Below are 17443 nucleotides of genomic sequence, written 5' to 3'. Positions count from 1 at the left end.
GGCCAGCGCACGCCAAGCCTGCTCAAGGTAACGCGCGCGCAGAGCCGGGCAGTCGCAGCCGACGATGATGGCGAAGTCGTTCTGTTTTAGCGTGGCGGCCAGCGCCAGATACATGCGTTCGCCGAGGTCTGTGCCTTGCTGAGGGTGCATACCCACGCCGAAGCGCCGGGCGCAGGCACTGAAGAACGGATGTGTGCAATTCGGCGCGCACCAGAGTTCCACGGGAGACGGATTCGCAGTGGTCGCGGTTATCAGCGTACCCAGAGCCAAACGTCGGTGCAGCCGCGCGCATTCGCCCGCGCTCAAGCCCGGCATCATCCGGGTCTTGACCAGACCGGGAACGGGGGCCTTGGCGAAAACCAGCAGCCGAGCGGCGGTATGCGAATCAAACGGCCGGGATGCGGACGCCATAACGTCGCGCGAGACGTGCGGGATCGGCGCCGAGGAAATAGCCCAGTCGCAGCAACCACATTCTGGCGATGGTGCGCGCGATGCCCTCGCTTTCCCAGCGGCGGCTGGACGTCACGGCTTTCCACTTGATGCGCGCCGGCCGGCCCAGACGACGCAGCGCGCGGCTTAGCGCGATATCTTCCATCAGCTCGATGTTCTTGAAACCGCCTATTTTTTCGAACGACTGGCGGCGCACGAAGATGGCCTGATCGCCGGTGCAGATACCGGTCACGCGCGAACGCAGGTTCATCGTGCGTTCAACGAGGCGCAATAACCATCGACGGCCGGACAGCTTCACATCGAAGCGGCCCCAGCGGCTGCCCTTGTGCAACACCATGCGGATCGCGCGGTCGGCGGAGCGGGGCAGTATGGTGTCGGCGTGCAGAAACACTAACACATTGCCGCTAGCGACTGCCGCGCCAGCGTTCATCTGGCGGGCGCGACCGCGCGGCGCGCGGAGCAGGCGATCCACGAACGGCCGGCAAACCTTTAACGTGTCGTCCTGGCTGCCGCCGTCAACCACGATAACCTCGTGACCCCAGGTCCGCAGCGCCTGCAACGACTGCAAGGTCCGGACGATGCCGGCGGCTTCGTTCAGCGCGGGAATAATGACGGACAGCCGCATCGAACTGTTACTGAAGCGCGCCGCCGCAGCTGCTGCCCTGGCCGGCCGTGCAGCCGTAACAATGGTCGGCGACCATGATGGGGTTACCTTCGAGGTCATGATCGATCAGATCCCGCAGATGCGTGCGTGGGCGTTTGCTATTGCGGGACGAAGCGGCGTACAACGGTATGCCCAGCATCTGATTGAAATCGCAGTCGTAGACATAGCCGCCGTAATCCACGCTGATCAGATTGCGGCACATCACGCCGCTGAGATTATCGTCGCTGTGCGCGCCGCGCAGCAGGGCCATATAGTTCCGGAACTGGCCTTTCGATACCAGGGTGCTGCCAAAGCGCGCTATCGGCATGTTGGCAAGCGTGAACAACTGGTTAAACTCGATCCCATGGCGGCTGGCCAGCTCCCGTCGATAAGCGGTCTGCAACCCTGCCTGCGCGGGCGGCAGGTGCGGTCCGATCGGGTTATATACCAGATTCAGTTCGAGATTGGTATCCGGCCTGCCATAGCCCAGCACATTCAGTTTTTTGAGAGCACGAATACTGGCCGCGTACACGCCATCGCCGCGCTGTTGATTGACGTTTTCCTCGGAGTAACAGGGCAGGGAAGCGGTGATCGCCACGCCGTTGTCGGCCAGGAAAGCGGGCATTTCCTCAAAGCCCGGTTCTTCGAGGATAGTTAAGTTGCAACGATCGATCACGCGCTTGCGCATGCCACGCAGACGCGTGACCATTTCGCGAAAGTGAGGATTCAGCTCGGGCGCGCCGCCGGTGATGTCCACCGACGTGATCCTCGGATCCTTGACGAACGCCAGCACGATTTCCATCGTTTCGCGCGACATCATCTCCTTGCGTTTGGGGCTGGCGTTTACGTGACAGTGAAAACAGGCCTGATTGCACTTGTAGCCGACGTTGATCTGCAAGGTGTCGAGCTTGCCACGGCGGATAGTGGGAAAATCGGTGTGCTTCAGCAGCGGCATCATCTTGCGCATTTCACGATCCTTAACTTATCTCTATCTTCAGGGAATCCATCGACTGACGAGGGCGACCAGCTTTTTAGCTACAGGGCTGAACAGCCTGGGTGCGAGATAGGCGTTGGCGGCGCGGCGGTTGATCTCGGCCAGGGTCGGGTAGGCGTGCACCACATTCGACAGGTCGCCGGCTTTGAGTTTCTTCGCGACCGCCAGGGCAAGCTCGTGCACGAGTTCGCCCGCGTTTGGCCCCACTATGCTCGCGCCGATGACCTTCCCCTTGTGCAGAGTTAGCTTCACGAATCCCGTGGTCGCACCTTCCGCCTTCGCCCGATCGACGTTGCGGAATTCGAATTGCGTGATGTCGATGCTTAGTCCGGCGCCACGCGCCTGAGTTTCGTTACTCCCTACGCGCGCGAACTCGGGATCGGTAAAGATCACCCACGGTATCGCTTGATAGTTCGCCTTTCTCGGCACGCCGAACAGCGCATTGCCGATCACCACACCGGCCTGGTATTCGGCCACGTGCGTAAACGGCATGATCCCGGTCACGTCGCCGCAGGCGTACACCCGCTTGTTGCTGGTACGCATGCGCTGGTCGACGATAATGCCCTTAGGGCTAACCTCGATGCCCGCGCCCTCGAGGTTCAGGTCCTCTATGTTCGGCCGACGGCCGACCGCGACCAGCAGCCGATCACACTCAAAATCCCGGCCGTCGCTGCAACGTACGGTGGTGCGGTCATCGTGGCTTCTCACCCGTTCCGCGCTGATGCCCGTATGCAGGACAATGCCTTCATCGCGCAGGCAGCGACCTAGCGCGTCGGCGATGTCCGGGTCTTCATTCGGCAGCAGACGCGCCTGCGCCTCGATCACGGTGACCTGGCTGCCGAGGCGCGCAAACGCCTGCGCCAGCTCCAGCCCGATCGGTCCCGCGCCCAGCACCACCAGCCGGTCGGGCAGCTCGTTCAGGGTGTATGCATCTTCGTTGGTGATGAAACTGGAGTCCTTCAGGCCCGGAATGCCAGGTACCGCGGGCCGCGAACCGGTAGCGATGAGAATGCGGCGCCCATGCAGTCTGGCGCCGTCGATTTCAATTTCCTGAGGCCCGGCGAAACGCGCGCTGGCGTTCATGCGTACGTCAATGCCATAGCCGCGAAAACGTTCCGGATCGTCGTGTTGCTGGATTTGTGCGACCACGTCACGGATGCGCAGGTTGATCGCGGCGATATCCACCCGCGGATCGAAACCGGGCAACCCGAAGCGCGCCGCGTTACGCATCGAGTGCGCGAGCTTCGCGCTGTGAATCAACGTCTTGCTGGGCACGCAGCCGTAGTGCAGACAGTCGCCGCCGAGGCGGCGCCCGCGCTCGATCATGGTGACTTTAAGGCCCAGCTGACCGGCAACGCTGGCGGTCACCAGACCGCCGACGCCACCGCCGATGACGATAAGATCCCGCTTTTCATCTTTCACGAGAGTTTGTCGTCCTGCGTAGCGGGCGGTTCAGAAACACGAGTTCGATCAGGATCGAGCGCCAGCGAAAACGTGACCCATTAACTTTGCGATTGGGCGCTGCAATTTAGTGACTCGGATTGGGGGAATCGGTTTGTAACGCCGCGGAGGCGTTACCGGGAATGAGCGCGGTGGAGATGCGCGCGCTGCGCGGCATGCCTGGCCCGCGCCCGTCGATACTTGATAAACACGCGCGGCAGGTACGCGATGAGCGCGAACAGGGTAATCGCGATCATCGAGTTTCTGATCAGATTCTCTTCCTGGCCACTCAGCGCCTCGCGTCCGACGAAGCCCATGTACGTCAGCGCGAAGGTGCTCGGAAACAGAAAGATGTAAGTAACAATTAGATAGTGGCTCAATTTGATGCGCGTGAGTCCGAACGCGTAGTTGAGGAAATTGAATGGCGCGATCGGCATCAGACGCGTAAACGCGACGAAGCGCCAGCCTTCGTGCTCAACGCCCCGGATCAGGCGCTTGAGACGCCGGCCGGCAGTGCGTTCGACCCAGTCGGAGGCGACATACCGGGCGATCAGAAATGCGAGCATGGCGCCCAGAGTGGACCCGGCGAGATTGTAAAACGTGCCCCACACCGGCCCGAACACCGCGCCGCCCGCGAGGTTAAGCACCGAGCCGGGCAGAAATAGCGCGGTGACTACGATATAGGCGAGCATGAAAAATACGATTGCCCACGGCCCGGCCTGCTCCGCCCATTGCTGGATGACGGCGACATTGAACTCGTCCCGATAATAAAATGCCGCTGCCACGCCGGCGACAAAAATGCCTGCAAGTACCATCTGTGGCAGCAATTTTTTCATCGCGCCGCGCCGGAAGATTCGCGTGATTATAGTCACGGCGCGGGACGCCTTAGTTGTCGGGAATTCGTCAAGTTGGCAGCCAAAAACTGCGCCGCGGCGGTCGAGCCGAGACAGTCACGCCTGGCACTAGTGCGAATCAAACAGGCCGCCGGCGCCGCGCAATAGTTGCAGCAATAAAGAGCTGACAAGGGTGCGCGCGAGCGGCGCCCACCATGGACTTGGGTGTTCGCGTCTGCTGGCCTCGCCGGAATCTCTTGCGCGTCGCGAACGCTGCATCCAGGCACCGACGATAACGCCGGTGGAGAAACTGGACACGAGCGCGGTCGGCGACGCGAGCCGGCGGCGGTAATGCGCTCCCAGACCGTCATACCTCGCCGCGACGACGCGCCGCCGATGGTCGATCGCGACTTCCTGCGCCTCGATGTCCCGTTTAAGCCGCGTGAGTCTGCGCACGATCATGCGACGCCTCCTTAGGCTTACTCAGCAGCGTGCGCCGGGTGGCGGTAAACAGCAGGTTGCGGCTCAGATGCCGAATGAGAAACGCGCAGACACCGGCCGCAACGATATTCACGATGGCCATGCCGACCAGCACGGCTTCCCACGGCCAGCCGGCCCGCACGACGCTGAAGGCTATGGCGGTCAGCAAAAACAGCCACACGCTAACCAGCAGAATGGCCGCGATTACGCCGGCGGCCAGCATGATAATCACGCTGAGTACCGCGAGCCGGCCTTCCAGTACGACCAGCGCTGCCGCACTGTTGATGAAATCGATCGCGGCGTTCAGCAAGCCGGCAATGCCACCGACATGCCGGCCTGCATCCGAACCGTCCTGCGTCACGCCCGCGGCGCTTATGTTATCCCGCATGAGCGCGACAAGCCTTGCGCATCGATTAGCGTCTCAGCAGGGCGGAGAACACCAGTCCCGCGGCGAACGCCATCCCCAGCGATGCCACCGGATGCTCGTACACGTAATGCCGCACATCCGTGACAACATCCTCGGACATGCGCTGCGCGCGGTCGGCTGCGTCGCGAGCCTGGTCCTGCGCGCGGTTCGCGCTGTGCCGCACGCGCTCCTCGATTTGATCCGCGCTGGCGGCCATCTTATCCACGGCTTCATGCGCCGCGGCGGCTACTTTATCGGTGGTACGATTGGTGGATTCCTGAATCATGAGCGTGTCCTCTTCGTGAATTCGTGCAGGTTTATCAGTTGGCGGCATGCGCGCGGGCACTGGTTGCGTGCTTCAGCTTGCTTGGCGGGCGTGCATGGGAATAGTATCGAGGTTCCGCGCGTAAGTCAGCAACCGAACTCCGTCCATCGCCGATAACGCGGCTGCGTACGGAACATTCGAGATCGTCATACTGACAACCGACGTTGCGGTTACACAAACAAACTTTAGAGGCGATAACAAGATGACAAAATCGATAATTTCGGCAACGGCGGCGCTGGCGCTACTGATCGGCATCGCGGGCTGCGAACCGGAAGGCAGCGCCGAACAGGCCGGGGAAAACGTCGATGAAGCCATGGACAATGCTGGCGACGCAATGGAAAACGCCAAGGAGAAAGCCCAGGACGCAACTGAACGGGCCGGCGACAAAATCGAGGAATCAACCGACCAGTAAATCAGACAATACCTTTATCCACCGCGGCCGCCGTGCCGCGGTGGATAGCCTTAAAGACGCGACAGCGTTTATTCTCTTAGTGTCAATAAACTAAACATCAATAGCCTGAGATGCTTTTGGATAAATTTGCTTACCGTTGACCGTTATCCTCGGCGCGCTCTGCTACGATCGGTAATAGGGGCCATGCTTAATCGTGGTCTATTCGCGATTGTTCGCCAATTGTCTGCGCCCGGATAGCCGGTGATAGCGACTGAGCAGGTTACCGTCGAGGTCCATCACCATCATGTCGGAGTCAGTAAGCGGCCTTTGTCAATCAATGATCCCAGCCGAAATCGATGCCCAACATGTCGTACAGCCTCTCGTTATGCGGCCTGAAGTAGCGAGTCAGTCGGCTGCGCACTTGCGCGGACATTCCTGAATAACTGCCGGCATTGTGCTTCCCGTAGCGCACAAGTTCGACATCAGGCACTTCAAGAAACCTCAATGTCTGCTTGAAGATCGCCGCAGGATTCGCGAAAAATTCCTCGCTGTCCAGAAACAGAAACTGCTCCCGTGGGAAAAAGCTGAACCAGGAATCGAGCTGATCGACATAGAGGCCACGCGCTCTATATGAAAAAATAGCGTGCGCTCCGCTGTAAGAACCCTCATCCGCGAGAATCCGCTCTCGCTCTGCGCCGATCCTGCCCTCCTCCGCTTCGAGTGCGGCCTCGAAAGAAAGCGATTCTCGTCTCTTCCTCACCTGATGGTAATAATGCGAGAGCGCACGGTCAGCCGGATTTCGCAACATGACGATCAGCTTGACCGCGGGTAGCAACTCCGCAACCCGACGCGGCGCGTGAGGATAGAACATATAGTAAGGGCTGGCCTCGCCGGTTAGCACACTGCCGCCGGTGGACTTCTCTACATAGCGTTTCCGCAAATGAAGACTGAAGTGAGCTCGGTACCAATTAGTCCCCTTTGTGAAGTTTGCGGTGTCGAAATAGTGGATCTCCTTCCTCAGCGCCGGGAGTATCGTCGGATGCTGAGTAAGATACTCATAGAGCGAACTCGTGCCTCCCTTCTGCGTGCCGATGATGATAAACTGCGGGAGCAGCCTTTGCGACGCCGTGAGTCTTGCAACAGCCCAACCACCGTCGGCACCCACTCCTTTTACGACTTTTCGAGCCCGTCGAGTCAGAGGTACCGAGGTGGACTGTCGATTTGGTGCACTTTGTATATTCATAAGGTCCGTTAAGTCTTCGTTAGTACCCATCCCATTTGACGCGCGCGAGCAGCGGCTTTACCGAGCGTCTGCGGATGCGAGAACCCGCATTGGATTTAAAGTGTAGTTGTTCGCCTCCATGCATCTGGATTCCAGCCGTCCATGGTCGGAAGGACGCGTAGCTCGGCTTTCACCCTTTGGCGTTCGGTGTGGTCTCACAACCACACCATCAACCCCATCTCGAAGGGATGACACAACAGCGTGTGCGCCGGGAACGCGCGCACCTGATAGTGCTGTAATCCGGACAGGCTGGGGTGCAGTTCCATGCTGAACAGGTGACCTCGTTCGTCCTTCTGGTTCTCGAAATGCAGCGGCAGGCGCTCGTGCACGTCGAACTCGTCGTGTTCCAGTATTCTGCCGACTACGCATTCGACCGCGATGTCGCGGGGCTCCAGTCCATTGAGGTGAACGCTGACCGAAATCGGCAGGGTCTGCCCATGGGTGACCCGGTTTGCGGCCGCATCCACGCGCCGCATGCGCACGCCGGTCCACAGCTCGCGCACCCGCTGCTTCCATTGCGCCAGCTCTTTCGCCGGCGCGCCGTCGTCCGCGGCCAGACGAAACTGGCGTTCGCGGGCATGCGTGTAATATTTCCGCACGTAATCCATCACCATGCGCTGCGCATTGAAGCGCGGGATGATGGACTTCATCGAGGCCTTGGACAGCCGCACCCAGCCCACGGAATAGCCGTGATGATCGCGATCGTAATAAAGCGGCGCGACCTGATTCTCCAGAATATCAAGCAGTTCGGCGCCTTCCTCGCGATTGCGTTGGTGCGCCTCCAGCTGCGGATCGTGCGGCATAATAGCCCAGCCATTCTCGCCGTTGTAACCCTCGGCCCACCACCCGTCCAGCACGCTTAAATTTATAACGCCGTTGATGGCCGCTTTCTGTCCCGAGGTGCCGCTCGCCTCCAGCGGATATTCCGGCGTATTGATCCACACATCGACACCCGCGACCAGGCGACGTGCGAGCGCCGTGTCGTAACCCTCGAGGAGCATGATTTTGCCCATAAACTCAGGGCGTCGCGCATATTCGTGAATGTGTTTTATCAATTGCTGGCCGGGTTTGTCGTTGGGGTGCGCCTTGCCGGCGAACACCAGCAGCACCCGCCGCTTCGAATTATTGAGCAACCGCGTCAGGCGCTCCAGATCGGAGAACAGCAGCACCGCGCGCTTGTAGGTCGCAAAGCGCCGCGCGAAGCCCAGAATGAGGATATCCGACGGCTCGGAGATATAGTGCGTGAGCTGCTTTATCTGCGCGTCGTTGTAACCGTTGCGCCGGCTCTGGCGCGTCACGCGCGCGCGGATCTCGTCGATCAGCATGGTCTTGAGCTCCTGGCGCAGACTCCAGAAGCGATGGTCCGGTATGCCGTCGATGCAGTTCCAGTAATCGTTGTTGAGCAACTGGCCGCGCCAGTCCGAGAAACGCATGTCGAACAGGTTCACCCATTCGCGCGCCAGAAAAGTCGTCAGGTGTACGCCGTTGGTCACGTAGCCGATCGGATTTTCCACCGGCGGGATCTGCGGCCAGACGTAGCTTTCCATCTGGGACGCGACACCGCCGTGAATACGGCTGACGCCATTGGTGAAGCGCGAACCGCGCAGCGCCAGCGCCGTCATGTTGAACCCATTCTGGTGTGCGTCGGTTTTGCCGAGCTGCATGAACACATTGTTATCGATCTTCAGGTGTTTGACGTAATCCCTGAAGTAATGCATGAGCAAATCGTAATCGAAGATGTCGTGACCCGCGGCTACCGGGGTGTGCGTGGTGAATACCGTGCCGGCCGCGATCAGCTCCAGCGCGCTCTCGAAGCTCATGCCGGCCTCGACCTGCTCCCGGCAACGCTCCAGAATCTGAAACGCGGCGTGCCCCTCATTGATGTGCCACACGGTGGGTTTGAGCCCCAGCGCGCGCAGCGCGCGCACGCCGCCGATGCCGAGCAGCATCTCCTGCTGAATGCGCATGTTGCTGTCGCCGCCGTAGAGTCGATAAAGAATCGCGCGATCGTCCTGGCTGTTGGCTGGCAGATCGCTGTCGAGCAGATATAAGCGGATGTGTCCGGCCTTGGCCTGCCAGACCTGGAGTCCGACTTTGCGGCCCGGCATGTCGACCTCGACTGTGATCTGCGCGCCGCTGGCATCGCACGCCGGCGAGACCGGCATGTCGTCGAAGTCGATCAACGTGTAGTTGGCGACCTGGTTGCCGTGCGCATCGATGGTCTGGGTGAAATAACCCTGGCGATATAGCAGGCCTAGCGCCACGAACGGCACGCCCAGATCGCTCGCGGCCTTGCAATAATCGCCGGCCAGAATCCCTAAGCCTCCCGAATAGATGGGGAAGCTTTCGTGAAAGCCGAACTCCGCGCAGAAGTAGGCGATCAGGTCTTTTTCCGGGTCTAGCAGGTTCTCAAGTCCCGGCCGCGGGCCCGCCTTGTGGTAAGAGTTGTAGGCCGCCAGCACACGGTTATAATCCTCTCTGAAACCCCGGTCCTGATCGGCTTGCAGCAGCTTCGCCTGCGCAATGCGGCGCAGGAAGACCTTGGGGTTATGCCCGCACGCCAGCCACAAACCCGGGTCGAGCCGCGAAAAAAGCCGTCTCACCTGGCGGTCCCAGCTGTACAGCAAATCATTGGCCAGCTCGTTCAGTCCCTTCAGGCTTGTCGGGATTACCGGTCGAACCTCGAGCGAAAATCTGGTTCCAGTCATGTCACCCCCCATCGGCGATTGTTATTGGTTGCCGCGGCTCGCGGCGAGCGTGCTTGTCTATTGCGCAAATAGATATGCCTCGTTCTTATGCCACATCTGGACCGGGCGCAAGTGTCTCGCGTTCCAAGCCAGTTTTGGAATCGCGAATTCATGCGATTGGTGGCACTTCGGCCACGTACAACGCTTCGGCCTGTTCGGTCTGAAACGATTCTACCTGTTGCGCGACGACTTTCACGTCTTCGAATCGCGCCACGTGGAACAGCGCCTCGCCCTCGTGCACGAGCGGAATATTGGTGCGTCCGATGACGATGCCGCCGGCCGGCGACTTGACCTCGATTTCCCCTTCTCCGAATGGGTCCGCGATGTAGCCCATCACGTCGTGCCGCTTGATGCGCGCGCCCAGGGGCACGATCGCGCGCAGGATGCCGCTGGTTGGCGCGCGTACCCAGGCGCTGGTGCGCGCGACGAAAGGCTCGGTGGTTGGAGTGCGGCGCTTGCCGGTCAGCATGCGGAGTTCGCGCATGACATTGAGAATGCCGCGCACGCCGGCGCTGATGGAGAGTTCGTCGAAGCGCAGCGCCTCGCCGGCCTCGTAAAGCAGCATGTGTACGCCGTGTTCCGCGGCCGCTTCGCGCAGCGACCCGTCGCGCACGTCGGCATTGATGATCACCGGTACGCCAAAAGAGTGGGCCAGACGCGCAGTGGTCTCGTCCTCCATGTTGGCGCGGATCTGCGGCAGGTTGCTGCGGTGGATCGCGCCGGTGTGCAGGTCAATGCCGTGTGTACATTTTTCGACAATCTCGTTCATGAACAGATGCGCGAGACGCGCGGTCAGCGAACCGCCCCCCTGGCCGGGGAACGCACGGTTGAGATCACGGCGATCCGGCAGATAGCGTGTATGCTGAATGACGCCATAGACGTTCACGATAGGGATCGCGAGCAGGGTGCCGCGCAGCCGGCGGATGCTCGAGTGACGCAGCAGCCGCCGGATGATCTCCACGCCGTTCAGTTCGTCGCCGTGGATCGCGGCGCACACGAACAACCGTGGTCCGTCCCTGCGCCCGCGTACGATATGCACCGGCAGGGTAAGCGGTGTGTGCGTGTACAGTTGCGCCAGCGGCAGCTCGAGCGTTACCCGGCTGCCAGGCACCACGGCGCGGCGCTGGATAACTAAAGGCTCAGACATCATCAACCTTAACGTGACATGAGGCGACAGTAATCCATTGCTCTTTGCTCATCTTTGGCTGCGCTCGCATTTGTGGACCCCGGCCCGAACTTCCTTGTCCGGTCGGCTCGCCAGCGCAGAGCTTAAGCGCTCTGCGAATTCCTGGCTCAGCAGCCGGATACACATCGACGATACAAACCTTTTGCATGCCATCCCTGGCGAGACATGGGCGCATTTCTGAACACCGGCCCGGACATCCTTGTCCGGGCGTTCGCCAGCGCAGAGCTAAAGCGCTCTGCGAATTCCTGGCTCACCCCTTGCCGCGCGTCTTGGTGCGATGGGGGCGCGCGTCCTTTTCTATGAACGCGACAATCAGCGCCGCCACGTCCTTGCCGGTAGCCTTCTCGATGCCCTCTAGTCCCGGTGACGAATTGACTTCCATGATTACCGGCCCGTGATTCGCGCGCAGCATATCGACACCGGCGACGTTGAGCCCGATTTTGCGCGCGGCGCGCACGGCGGTGGAGCGTTCTTCCGGCGTGAGCTTGACCAGGCGCGCGGTGCCGCCACGATGCAGATTGGAGCGAAACTCGCCTTCCTTGGCCTGCCGCCGCATCGAGGCCACGACCCTGTCGCCGATGACGAGACAGCGAATGTCGGCGCCGCCGGCTTCCTTGATGAATTCCTGCACGAGAAAATTCGCGTGCAGTTCCCGAAACGCGTCGATCAGACTCTCGGCCGCCTGATGCGTCTCCGCCAGCACCACGCCTTTGCCCTGCGTGCCCTCCAGCAGCTTGACCACCAGCGGCGCGCCGCCCACCAGCTTGATCAGCGCCTGTGTGTCATCGACCGAATGTGCGAAGCCGGTCAAGGGTAATCCAATGCCGGCGCGCGCGAGAATCTGCAGCGAGCGCAGCTTGTCGCGCGAACGCGTGATCGCCACCGATTCGTTCAATGGATACGCGCCCATCACCTCGAACTGGCGCAGCACGGCCGCGCCGTAAAAGGTGATGCTCGCCCCGATTCGCGGGATCACCGCGTCCACCCCTTCCAGCTTGTCGCCATGATAGTAGACGCTGGGGCGATGCGAGGCGATGTCCATGTAACACTTGGTGGTATCCACCACGCGCACCTCGTGCCCGCGCTGCTCGCAGGCCTCGACCAGGCGGCGCGTCGAATAAAGTCGCCGGTTCCGTGATAAGACCACGATTTTCAAACTGCTGCCCCTTGCTCAAAGGGTGGTTTGTCAGGCGTTCATTCTTGTATCGTGGGCTTGCCCGCCGCGTAGGAACGCAGGGGATCGACCAGAAAACCGCCACGTAGCGCGGCGCGCCCGAGCAGCATGCGGAAGCGCATCGTATCACGATCGGTCAGGGTGACCTCGATGGGAAACGCGGTTGCGCCGATGACCACGCGCGTGGAGATAAACACGCGCATTTCCCGGTGTCCGCCGGAGTCGGTGACTTCACGCTGACGCAGTACGTCCGCGACGCAATGCCGTTCTATGTCGGTGCGACCCAGCAACGGATGCACGCCGAATCGCACCCGCAACCGGCCTTGCTCCTGGAATGTCCGCACATAGTACGCATGCAGGGTCGAAGTACGCGCGCCTGTGTCCACCTTGACCTTGATACGGGGGATGCCGAGCTCGGGTAACCCCATCCACTCCCGCCAGCCGAGCGCGATACTTTTTGTCGTCATGAGTCAGAGGCAACGCTTTATTTTTCGCGCGGCCGGGGCATCCGCACGCGCTGATGGATCGTAAGGCGTCATAAGGCGCGTATGCTACTATTTTTGCGAAGCTCGGCAAGCATCTGAAAAGTTTAGTCGATGAAGCGGGCGGGCCGCGATGCAACGGCCACGCGGCTTGAGAACCGCGCCGCGATCTCTTATCGTTGATAATGAAGTGCGTCTCCTCGCCGTCACGCGTGGGAAATCGCGTTCAACAAAGCGTGCCTGCGCCCGCGATCGCGGCGCAGGTGTGGGTCTCGCGGACGGCCAGTCACTGATGGTTTGCTCTGTTCGGATATTTACTTCCGGATTCGATTCAGTACTCGGACCGCGAGCCCATCAGCCGCGGCAATGCGCGCGCCTCTGGATATAAAGCTCAAGCGGGATGCAGCTTCGACATTTCTTGATAATTGCATGGGCATGCGCGGCCGGGCCGGCCTCGGCGATAACCGACGTCGATGTCAGCGGCCTGAACGCCACTTTGGCCGAGAACGTGCGTGCTTTCCTGAGCATCGCTGAGGAAGACGAGGGCGATGAGCAGGCGCCGTCGGAGCGGCTCGTGCGCCGGTTGCACAGCGAAGCGCCCGACGAGATCCGAGAGGCTCTGCGTCCTTTCGGTTATTATGCGCCCCGCATTCGCGCGCGGCTTGAACGCGGGGAAGACGGCTGGAGCGCCCGCTATCGGATACGGCCCGGTCCACCGACCATCGTGCGGAAAATCGACATCGAGGTCGATGGTCCCGGCGGCGAAGAGCCCGCGGTCCGCAACGCGCTTGCGGGCATTGATCTGCGCGAGGGCGCGCGCCTGGAACACAGCGCCTACGAAAGCGCCAAGAATACGCTGTACGACGCGGTCTATGGCGCGGGCTACCTGGACGCCCGCTGGCGGCGTAGCCAGTTGCGCATCGTGCCCGCCCTGGCGAGCGCGGAGATCATTTTAAAACTCAGGACCGGTCGCAAATATTATTTCGGCGAGGTCAACATTGAGCAGGACGTGCTCAACCCCGAGTTTGTGCAGCGTTTCGTGAACTTCGAGCCGGAGGATCCATTCGATACCAACAAGCTGCTGGACCTGCAACTGGCGTTGACCGACAGCGGCTACTTCGACAACGTCGAGTTGCGGGTCGACAAGGAGGAGGCCGTCAACCAGCGCGTACCGGTGACCGTGGTCACCAAACCGACCCGACCGCGTCGCTACAGCGTAGGCGCGGGTTACGGCACCGATACCGGTCCGCGGCTGAGCCTGGGTGTCGAATTTCGGCGCATCAATCGCCGCGGCCACAGCTTTCGCGCGGACTTGCAGCTCTCGACCATCAAAAACGCGTTCAGCACGCAGTATCTGATCCCGATCAAAAACGTCGCCACGGACAACATCGCCATCGCTGGGACCTTGCAGCAGGAGGAAATCGGCGACGCCGACACCGAACAACTGATACTGGGCGTGAGCCGCAACGAATTCTGGCGCGGCTTTCAGCGGCGGCTTTACTTCAATTATCAGCGCGAACACTTCGATTTCGGCCCGGGCACCGGCCGCGAAGAGAACCTGCTGTATCCCGGCATCACCCTGGCGCGCAAGCGCGCCGACGATCCGCTGTTCGCGCGCAAGGGGTACAGCGTGAACCTGGACGTGCACGGCGGTGACGGAAATCTGCTCTCGTCGACCAGCTTCGCGCGTACCCTGGCGGAGGCGCGCGCGGTGTTCCCGTTGACGCAGCGCTCTCGGCTATTAGTGCACAGCGAGGCGGGCGCGGTGCTGGTGGACGACTTCGTCGCGCTGCCGCCGTCCCAACGGTTCTTCACCGGCGGCGATCGCACGGTGCGCGGCTACAATTATCAGGACATCGGACCGCAGAGCGGGCGGGGCGCCAATGTCGGCGGGCGCTACCTGCTGGCCGCCGGGGTCGAAGCCGATTATTTATTCTTTGGCGATTTCGGCGGCGCGGTGTTCTTCGATGCCGGCGACGCCTTCAACGGGACGCCCGATCCGGAGAAAGCGGTGGGCGTGGGGCTGCGCTATCGTTCCCTCGTCGGCATGATTCGACTGGACTTCGCGCATCCGCTCGACGATCCGGACAATTCTTTCCGCTTTCACCTTAGCATTGGACCCGATCTGTGAAGCGTCTGGTCAAGTACACCTTGCTCGGTGTATTCGTTGTCGTACTGCTGGCCGTCGCGACGCTGGCATTCGTCGCCGCCACAGACACCGGCACGCGCGCGGCATGGAATCTGGCGCGCGGATTTTTGCCGAACGGGCTCAGAATCGCTGCGCTCGAGGGACGGCTGCTGGGCCCGTTGGCGATTCGCGGCCTCGATTACCGCACGCGCGAATTTCATCTGTCGGTGCGCGAGGGCGTGCTGCGCTGGACGCCGGGCGATCTATGGCGGGCACGCGCCCTGAACGTCGACCTGATCGGTATCGACGGCGTGCGCTATACACAACTGCGTCCGGCACCGCCGGCGCCGGAGAAAAAATCCGGCCCGCTCCGGCTGCCGGAGACGCTCGACCTGCCGCTGGACGTGCATCTGCACCAATTCCGACTCCAGGACGTCGCGTATCGCGCCACGCGCGAGGCAAAGCCCGTATTGCTGCGCAACGCTGTTTTAAGCGCGGACTACGTCGGCAGCCGATTAAGCGTGGACCGCCTGGCTATCGACGCTCCGCTCCTGACACTCAATGGCCGCGCGCGCATCGACGCCAGTGGCGCCTATCCGCTCAACGCCGCACTGCGATGGACAGCGAGACCACCGGATTATCCCGCCGCTCACGGGCGCACCGCCTTGACGGGTGCGCTGCGCGATGCGGTAGAACTCAAGCAAAGTCTGCAAGCGCCTTATGGCGCACAGGCCCAGGTCACGGTCAGGAGGCCGCTGGAGAAACCCGCCTTCAATGCGCGCTTGAACGTCGAACAGATCGAGCTCAGAGCGATCGATAAGGCGCTGCCGCCGATCACCTTGAGCGCGCAGGCGCAGGCTGACGGGCAACCGCAAGATATTGCGTTAGCCGTTAACGCAAGCATGCGAGAATCAGCATACGGAACGTTGAACCTCGCGCTGAACGGCGGTTTGGCCGGGCAGCGCGTCACCATTGACCGACTGGCGCTGTCGTCGCCCGATCGACCCGCGCGGCTTGATGCTCAGGGTACCGTGGCGTTGCGCGGCAAGCAGCCCAAAGTCGATGTTGAAGCCGACTGGGAGGCACTGCGCTGGCCGCTTGCGGGGAAGGCGCAAATCGAGAGCCCCACGGGACGACTGAACGTGGACGGCACCCTTGATGCGGCGCGTATGAGGCTCGCCGCGGATTTGAGCGGCGCCACGCTGGTGCAGGCCGGCATCAAGGACACGCAAACGCTGAATACCAGTTTCCGCGGCGGTTTCGCGGACAAGATCCTCACCATAGACGATCTTGACGTCTCGCTCGGCGAGCAGCGCCTGACCGCGAAGGGTCGGGTCGTCATGGCGGGCAAACAACCCGAACTCGACGTACGGGCGAACTGGCAAGACCTGCGCTGGCCGCTGGCGGGCAAGCCGTTGCTCGTGTCCAGTCCGGCAGGCGAAGTCACCCTCGCGGGCACGCCAGAGAATCTCGAGGCCAGACTGAACGTCGGCGTCGGCGAGAATGGGCGCATCGAGGGCAACGCGACCCGCATGGGCGAACGGATTGACTTGGCGCTGTATTGGCGCGCGCTTCGGTGGCCGCTTGCCCGCGATGCGCAGGTGATAAGTTCGCGCGGCGCATTCGATGTGCGCGGCAGTATCGAACACCTGCGCGCCAGACTCTCGGCCGCGCTCGCCGGTCCGGCATTGTCCGGTGCGGGTATCGAGGCTGAACAGCAGCTTCGAGCTAACTTTACCGGGGGCCTCAAAGACCAGGTAGTGCGCATCGAGCAGTTCGCGCTCGGCCTCGCCGAGCAGAAGACCAGACTGCGAGCGGCCGGGCAGGTGGGATTGAATAAGCAGCCAAGTTTCAATCTGGATGTCGGCTGGCAGGCGCTGCGCTGGCCGCTCGCGGGCCCGGCTCAAATTGAAAGTTCCAAAGGAAAAGTGACGCTCGATGGTCCGCTGGAGGATGTGCGTGCGCGCCTTTCTGCGGCCCTGAGCGGCTTGACGTTTATGGAGGCGGGAATCGAGCAGGAACAAAACGTTACTTTGGATTTCGATGGCGGTTTCAAGCATCAGATACTGACCATCGAGCAGTTCGCGGCGGCCTTAAACGACCAGCGGCTAAGCGCGCAAGGCCGCGCCGTGCTGAAGGGCGCGCAGCCTGAACTGGACCTGCAAGCGCAATGGCGGCACCTGCGCTGGCCACTCGCGGGCGAGACGATGATCGCAAGTCCCGATGGTGACATGGTGGTGCGCGGCACGCCGGAGAACCTCCGCGCCCGACTGAATGTCGGCGTTGGCGAAGACGGCCGTATCGAAGGACGGGCAACACGGGCGGGACAGAACATCGACCTCGCGCTGAATTGGCGTGAATTGCAGTGGCCCGAAGCCGAACCGCGGGTGGCGAGTCAGTCCGGCAAACTGACGGTGTCAGGTCCGCTCGAAGATTATCAGGTCAAGCTCAACACAGAAGTGGATTCGACTGACCTCACCGG

15 protein-coding genes and 1 pseudogene are annotated in these 17443 nt (G+C 61.5%); 3 read left to right on the top strand and 13 right to left on the bottom strand.

Going from position 1 to position 17443, the window contains the following annotated elements:
- From H0V34_15590 to H0V34_15555, 8 genes and pseudogenes are all read right to left on the bottom strand, one after another.
- Nucleotides 1-411: DUF2064 domain-containing protein (locus H0V34_15590; protein MBA2493038.1), on the bottom strand; the 411-nt coding region annotated here is incomplete at its 3' end.
- The gene (locus H0V34_15585) at nt 386-1075 is read right to left on the bottom strand and encodes a TIGR04283 family arsenosugar biosynthesis glycosyltransferase (GenBank protein ID MBA2493037.1); all 690 of its coding nucleotides are present in this window, start codon (nt 1073-1075) and stop codon (nt 386-388) included. The genes H0V34_15585 and H0V34_15590, both read right to left, overlap by 26 nt.
- A 7-nt stretch (nt 1076-1082) precedes the next feature.
- A complete protein-coding gene (arsS, locus tag H0V34_15580) occupies nt 1083-2060 on the bottom strand; it encodes an arsenosugar biosynthesis radical SAM protein ArsS (GenBank protein MBA2493036.1) in 978 nt (325 codons plus the stop codon).
- A 27-nt stretch (nt 2061-2087) separates the two neighbouring features.
- Nucleotides 2088-3491, bottom strand: a pseudogene (locus tag H0V34_15575) (FAD-dependent oxidoreductase).
- A 170-nt stretch (nt 3492-3661) separates the two neighbouring features.
- The gene (locus H0V34_15570; GenBank protein ID MBA2493035.1) at nt 3662-4363 is read right to left on the bottom strand and encodes a TVP38/TMEM64 family protein; all 702 of its coding nucleotides are present in this window, start codon (nt 4361-4363) and stop codon (nt 3662-3664) included.
- A 126-nt stretch (nt 4364-4489) separates the two neighbouring features.
- Complete coding sequence (locus H0V34_15565) at nt 4490-4822, bottom strand: hypothetical protein (GenBank protein ID MBA2493034.1); 333 nt, start codon at nt 4820-4822, stop codon at nt 4490-4492.
- A complete protein-coding gene (locus H0V34_15560) occupies nt 4794-5228 on the bottom strand; it encodes a hypothetical protein (GenBank protein MBA2493033.1) in 435 nt (144 codons plus the stop codon). Before H0V34_15560 ends, H0V34_15565 begins: the two co-directional genes overlap by 29 nt.
- A 25-nt stretch (nt 5229-5253) precedes the next feature.
- Nucleotides 5254-5532 (bottom strand): DUF883 family protein, encoded by a 279-nt coding sequence (locus tag H0V34_15555; protein MBA2493032.1) that lies wholly within the window; start codon nt 5530-5532, stop codon nt 5254-5256.
- 241 nt (nt 5533-5773) lie between these two features.
- Here H0V34_15555 and H0V34_15550 point away from each other — a divergent pair, with 241 nt between their 5' ends.
- Nucleotides 5774-5983: a hypothetical protein gene (locus tag H0V34_15550; protein ID MBA2493031.1), complete on the top strand. Its 210-nt coding sequence runs from the start codon at nt 5774-5776 to the stop codon at nt 5981-5983.
- Nucleotides 5984-6296: 313 nt separating this feature from the next.
- Here the strand turns inward: H0V34_15550 and H0V34_15545 are convergent, their stop codons facing one another.
- From H0V34_15545 to H0V34_15525, 5 genes are all read right to left on the bottom strand, one after another.
- Nucleotides 6297-7205, bottom strand: coding sequence for a sulfotransferase domain-containing protein (locus H0V34_15545; GenBank protein ID MBA2493030.1), 909 nt, complete (start codon nt 7203-7205; stop codon nt 6297-6299).
- 194 nt (nt 7206-7399) lie between these two features.
- A complete protein-coding gene (gene glgP / locus H0V34_15540) occupies nt 7400-9952 on the bottom strand; it encodes an alpha-glucan family phosphorylase (GenBank protein ID MBA2493029.1) in 2553 nt (850 codons plus the stop codon).
- 148 nt (nt 9953-10100) lie between these two features.
- Nucleotides 10101-11138, bottom strand: coding sequence for a succinylglutamate desuccinylase/aspartoacylase family protein (locus H0V34_15535; protein MBA2493028.1), 1038 nt, complete (start codon nt 11136-11138; stop codon nt 10101-10103).
- Between the two features lie 289 nt (nt 11139-11427).
- A complete protein-coding gene (rimK, locus tag H0V34_15530; GenBank protein MBA2493027.1) occupies nt 11428-12333 on the bottom strand; it encodes a 30S ribosomal protein S6--L-glutamate ligase in 906 nt (301 codons plus the stop codon).
- A 38-nt stretch (nt 12334-12371) separates the two neighbouring features.
- Nucleotides 12372-12818, bottom strand: a complete 447-nt coding sequence (locus tag H0V34_15525) for an ATP-dependent zinc protease (GenBank protein ID MBA2493026.1) — start codon at nt 12816-12818, stop codon at nt 12372-12374.
- Nucleotides 12819-13251: 433 nt separating this feature from the next.
- Between H0V34_15525 and H0V34_15520 the strand changes: the two genes are divergently transcribed.
- Together H0V34_15520 and H0V34_15515 are read left to right on the top strand one after the other, a co-directional pair.
- A complete protein-coding gene (locus H0V34_15520; protein MBA2493025.1) occupies nt 13252-14964 on the top strand; it encodes an outer membrane protein assembly factor in 1713 nt (570 codons plus the stop codon).
- A partial coding sequence (locus tag H0V34_15515; GenBank protein ID MBA2493024.1) for a hypothetical protein occupies nt 14961-17443 on the top strand: 2483 nt, incomplete at its 3' end. The genes H0V34_15520 and H0V34_15515, both read left to right, overlap by 4 nt.

Source organism: Gammaproteobacteria bacterium, assembly GCA_013696315.1.
GTDB lineage: Bacteria > Pseudomonadota > Gammaproteobacteria > JACCYU01 > JACCYU01 > JACCYU01.
The sequence above is the reverse complement of the archived record's forward strand: the minus strand, read 5'-3'. Positions and strand labels throughout refer to the sequence as shown.

Coding starts and splice junctions, on each gene's coding strand:
- H0V34_15585 (MBA2493037.1), bottom strand. CDS start 1,075: ATGCGGCTGTCCGTCATTATTCCCGCGCTGAACGAAGCCGCCGGCATC.
- H0V34_15565 (MBA2493034.1), bottom strand. CDS start 4,822: ATGATCGTGCGCAGACTCACGCGGCTTAAACGGGACATCGAGGCGCAG.
- H0V34_15525 (MBA2493026.1), bottom strand. CDS start 12,818: ATGACGACAAAAAGTATCGCGCTCGGCTGGCGGGAGTGGATGGGGTTA.
- H0V34_15545 (MBA2493030.1), bottom strand. CDS start 7,205: ATGAATATACAAAGTGCACCAAATCGACAGTCCACCTCGGTACCTCTG.
- glgP (MBA2493029.1), bottom strand. CDS start 9,952: ATGACTGGAACCAGATTTTCGCTCGAGGTTCGACCGGTAATCCCGACA.
- H0V34_15560 (MBA2493033.1), bottom strand. CDS start 5,228: ATGCGGGATAACATAAGCGCCGCGGGCGTGACGCAGGACGGTTCGGAT.
- H0V34_15555 (MBA2493032.1), bottom strand. CDS start 5,532: ATGATTCAGGAATCCACCAATCGTACCACCGATAAAGTAGCCGCCGCG.
- H0V34_15570 (MBA2493035.1), bottom strand. CDS start 4,363: ATGAAAAAATTGCTGCCACAGATGGTACTTGCAGGCATTTTTGTCGCC.
- arsS (MBA2493036.1), bottom strand. CDS start 2,060: ATGCGCAAGATGATGCCGCTGCTGAAGCACACCGATTTTCCCACTATC.
- H0V34_15550 (MBA2493031.1), top strand. CDS start 5,774: ATGACAAAATCGATAATTTCGGCAACGGCGGCGCTGGCGCTACTGATC.
- H0V34_15535 (MBA2493028.1), bottom strand. CDS start 11,138: ATGTCTGAGCCTTTAGTTATCCAGCGCCGCGCCGTGGTGCCTGGCAGC.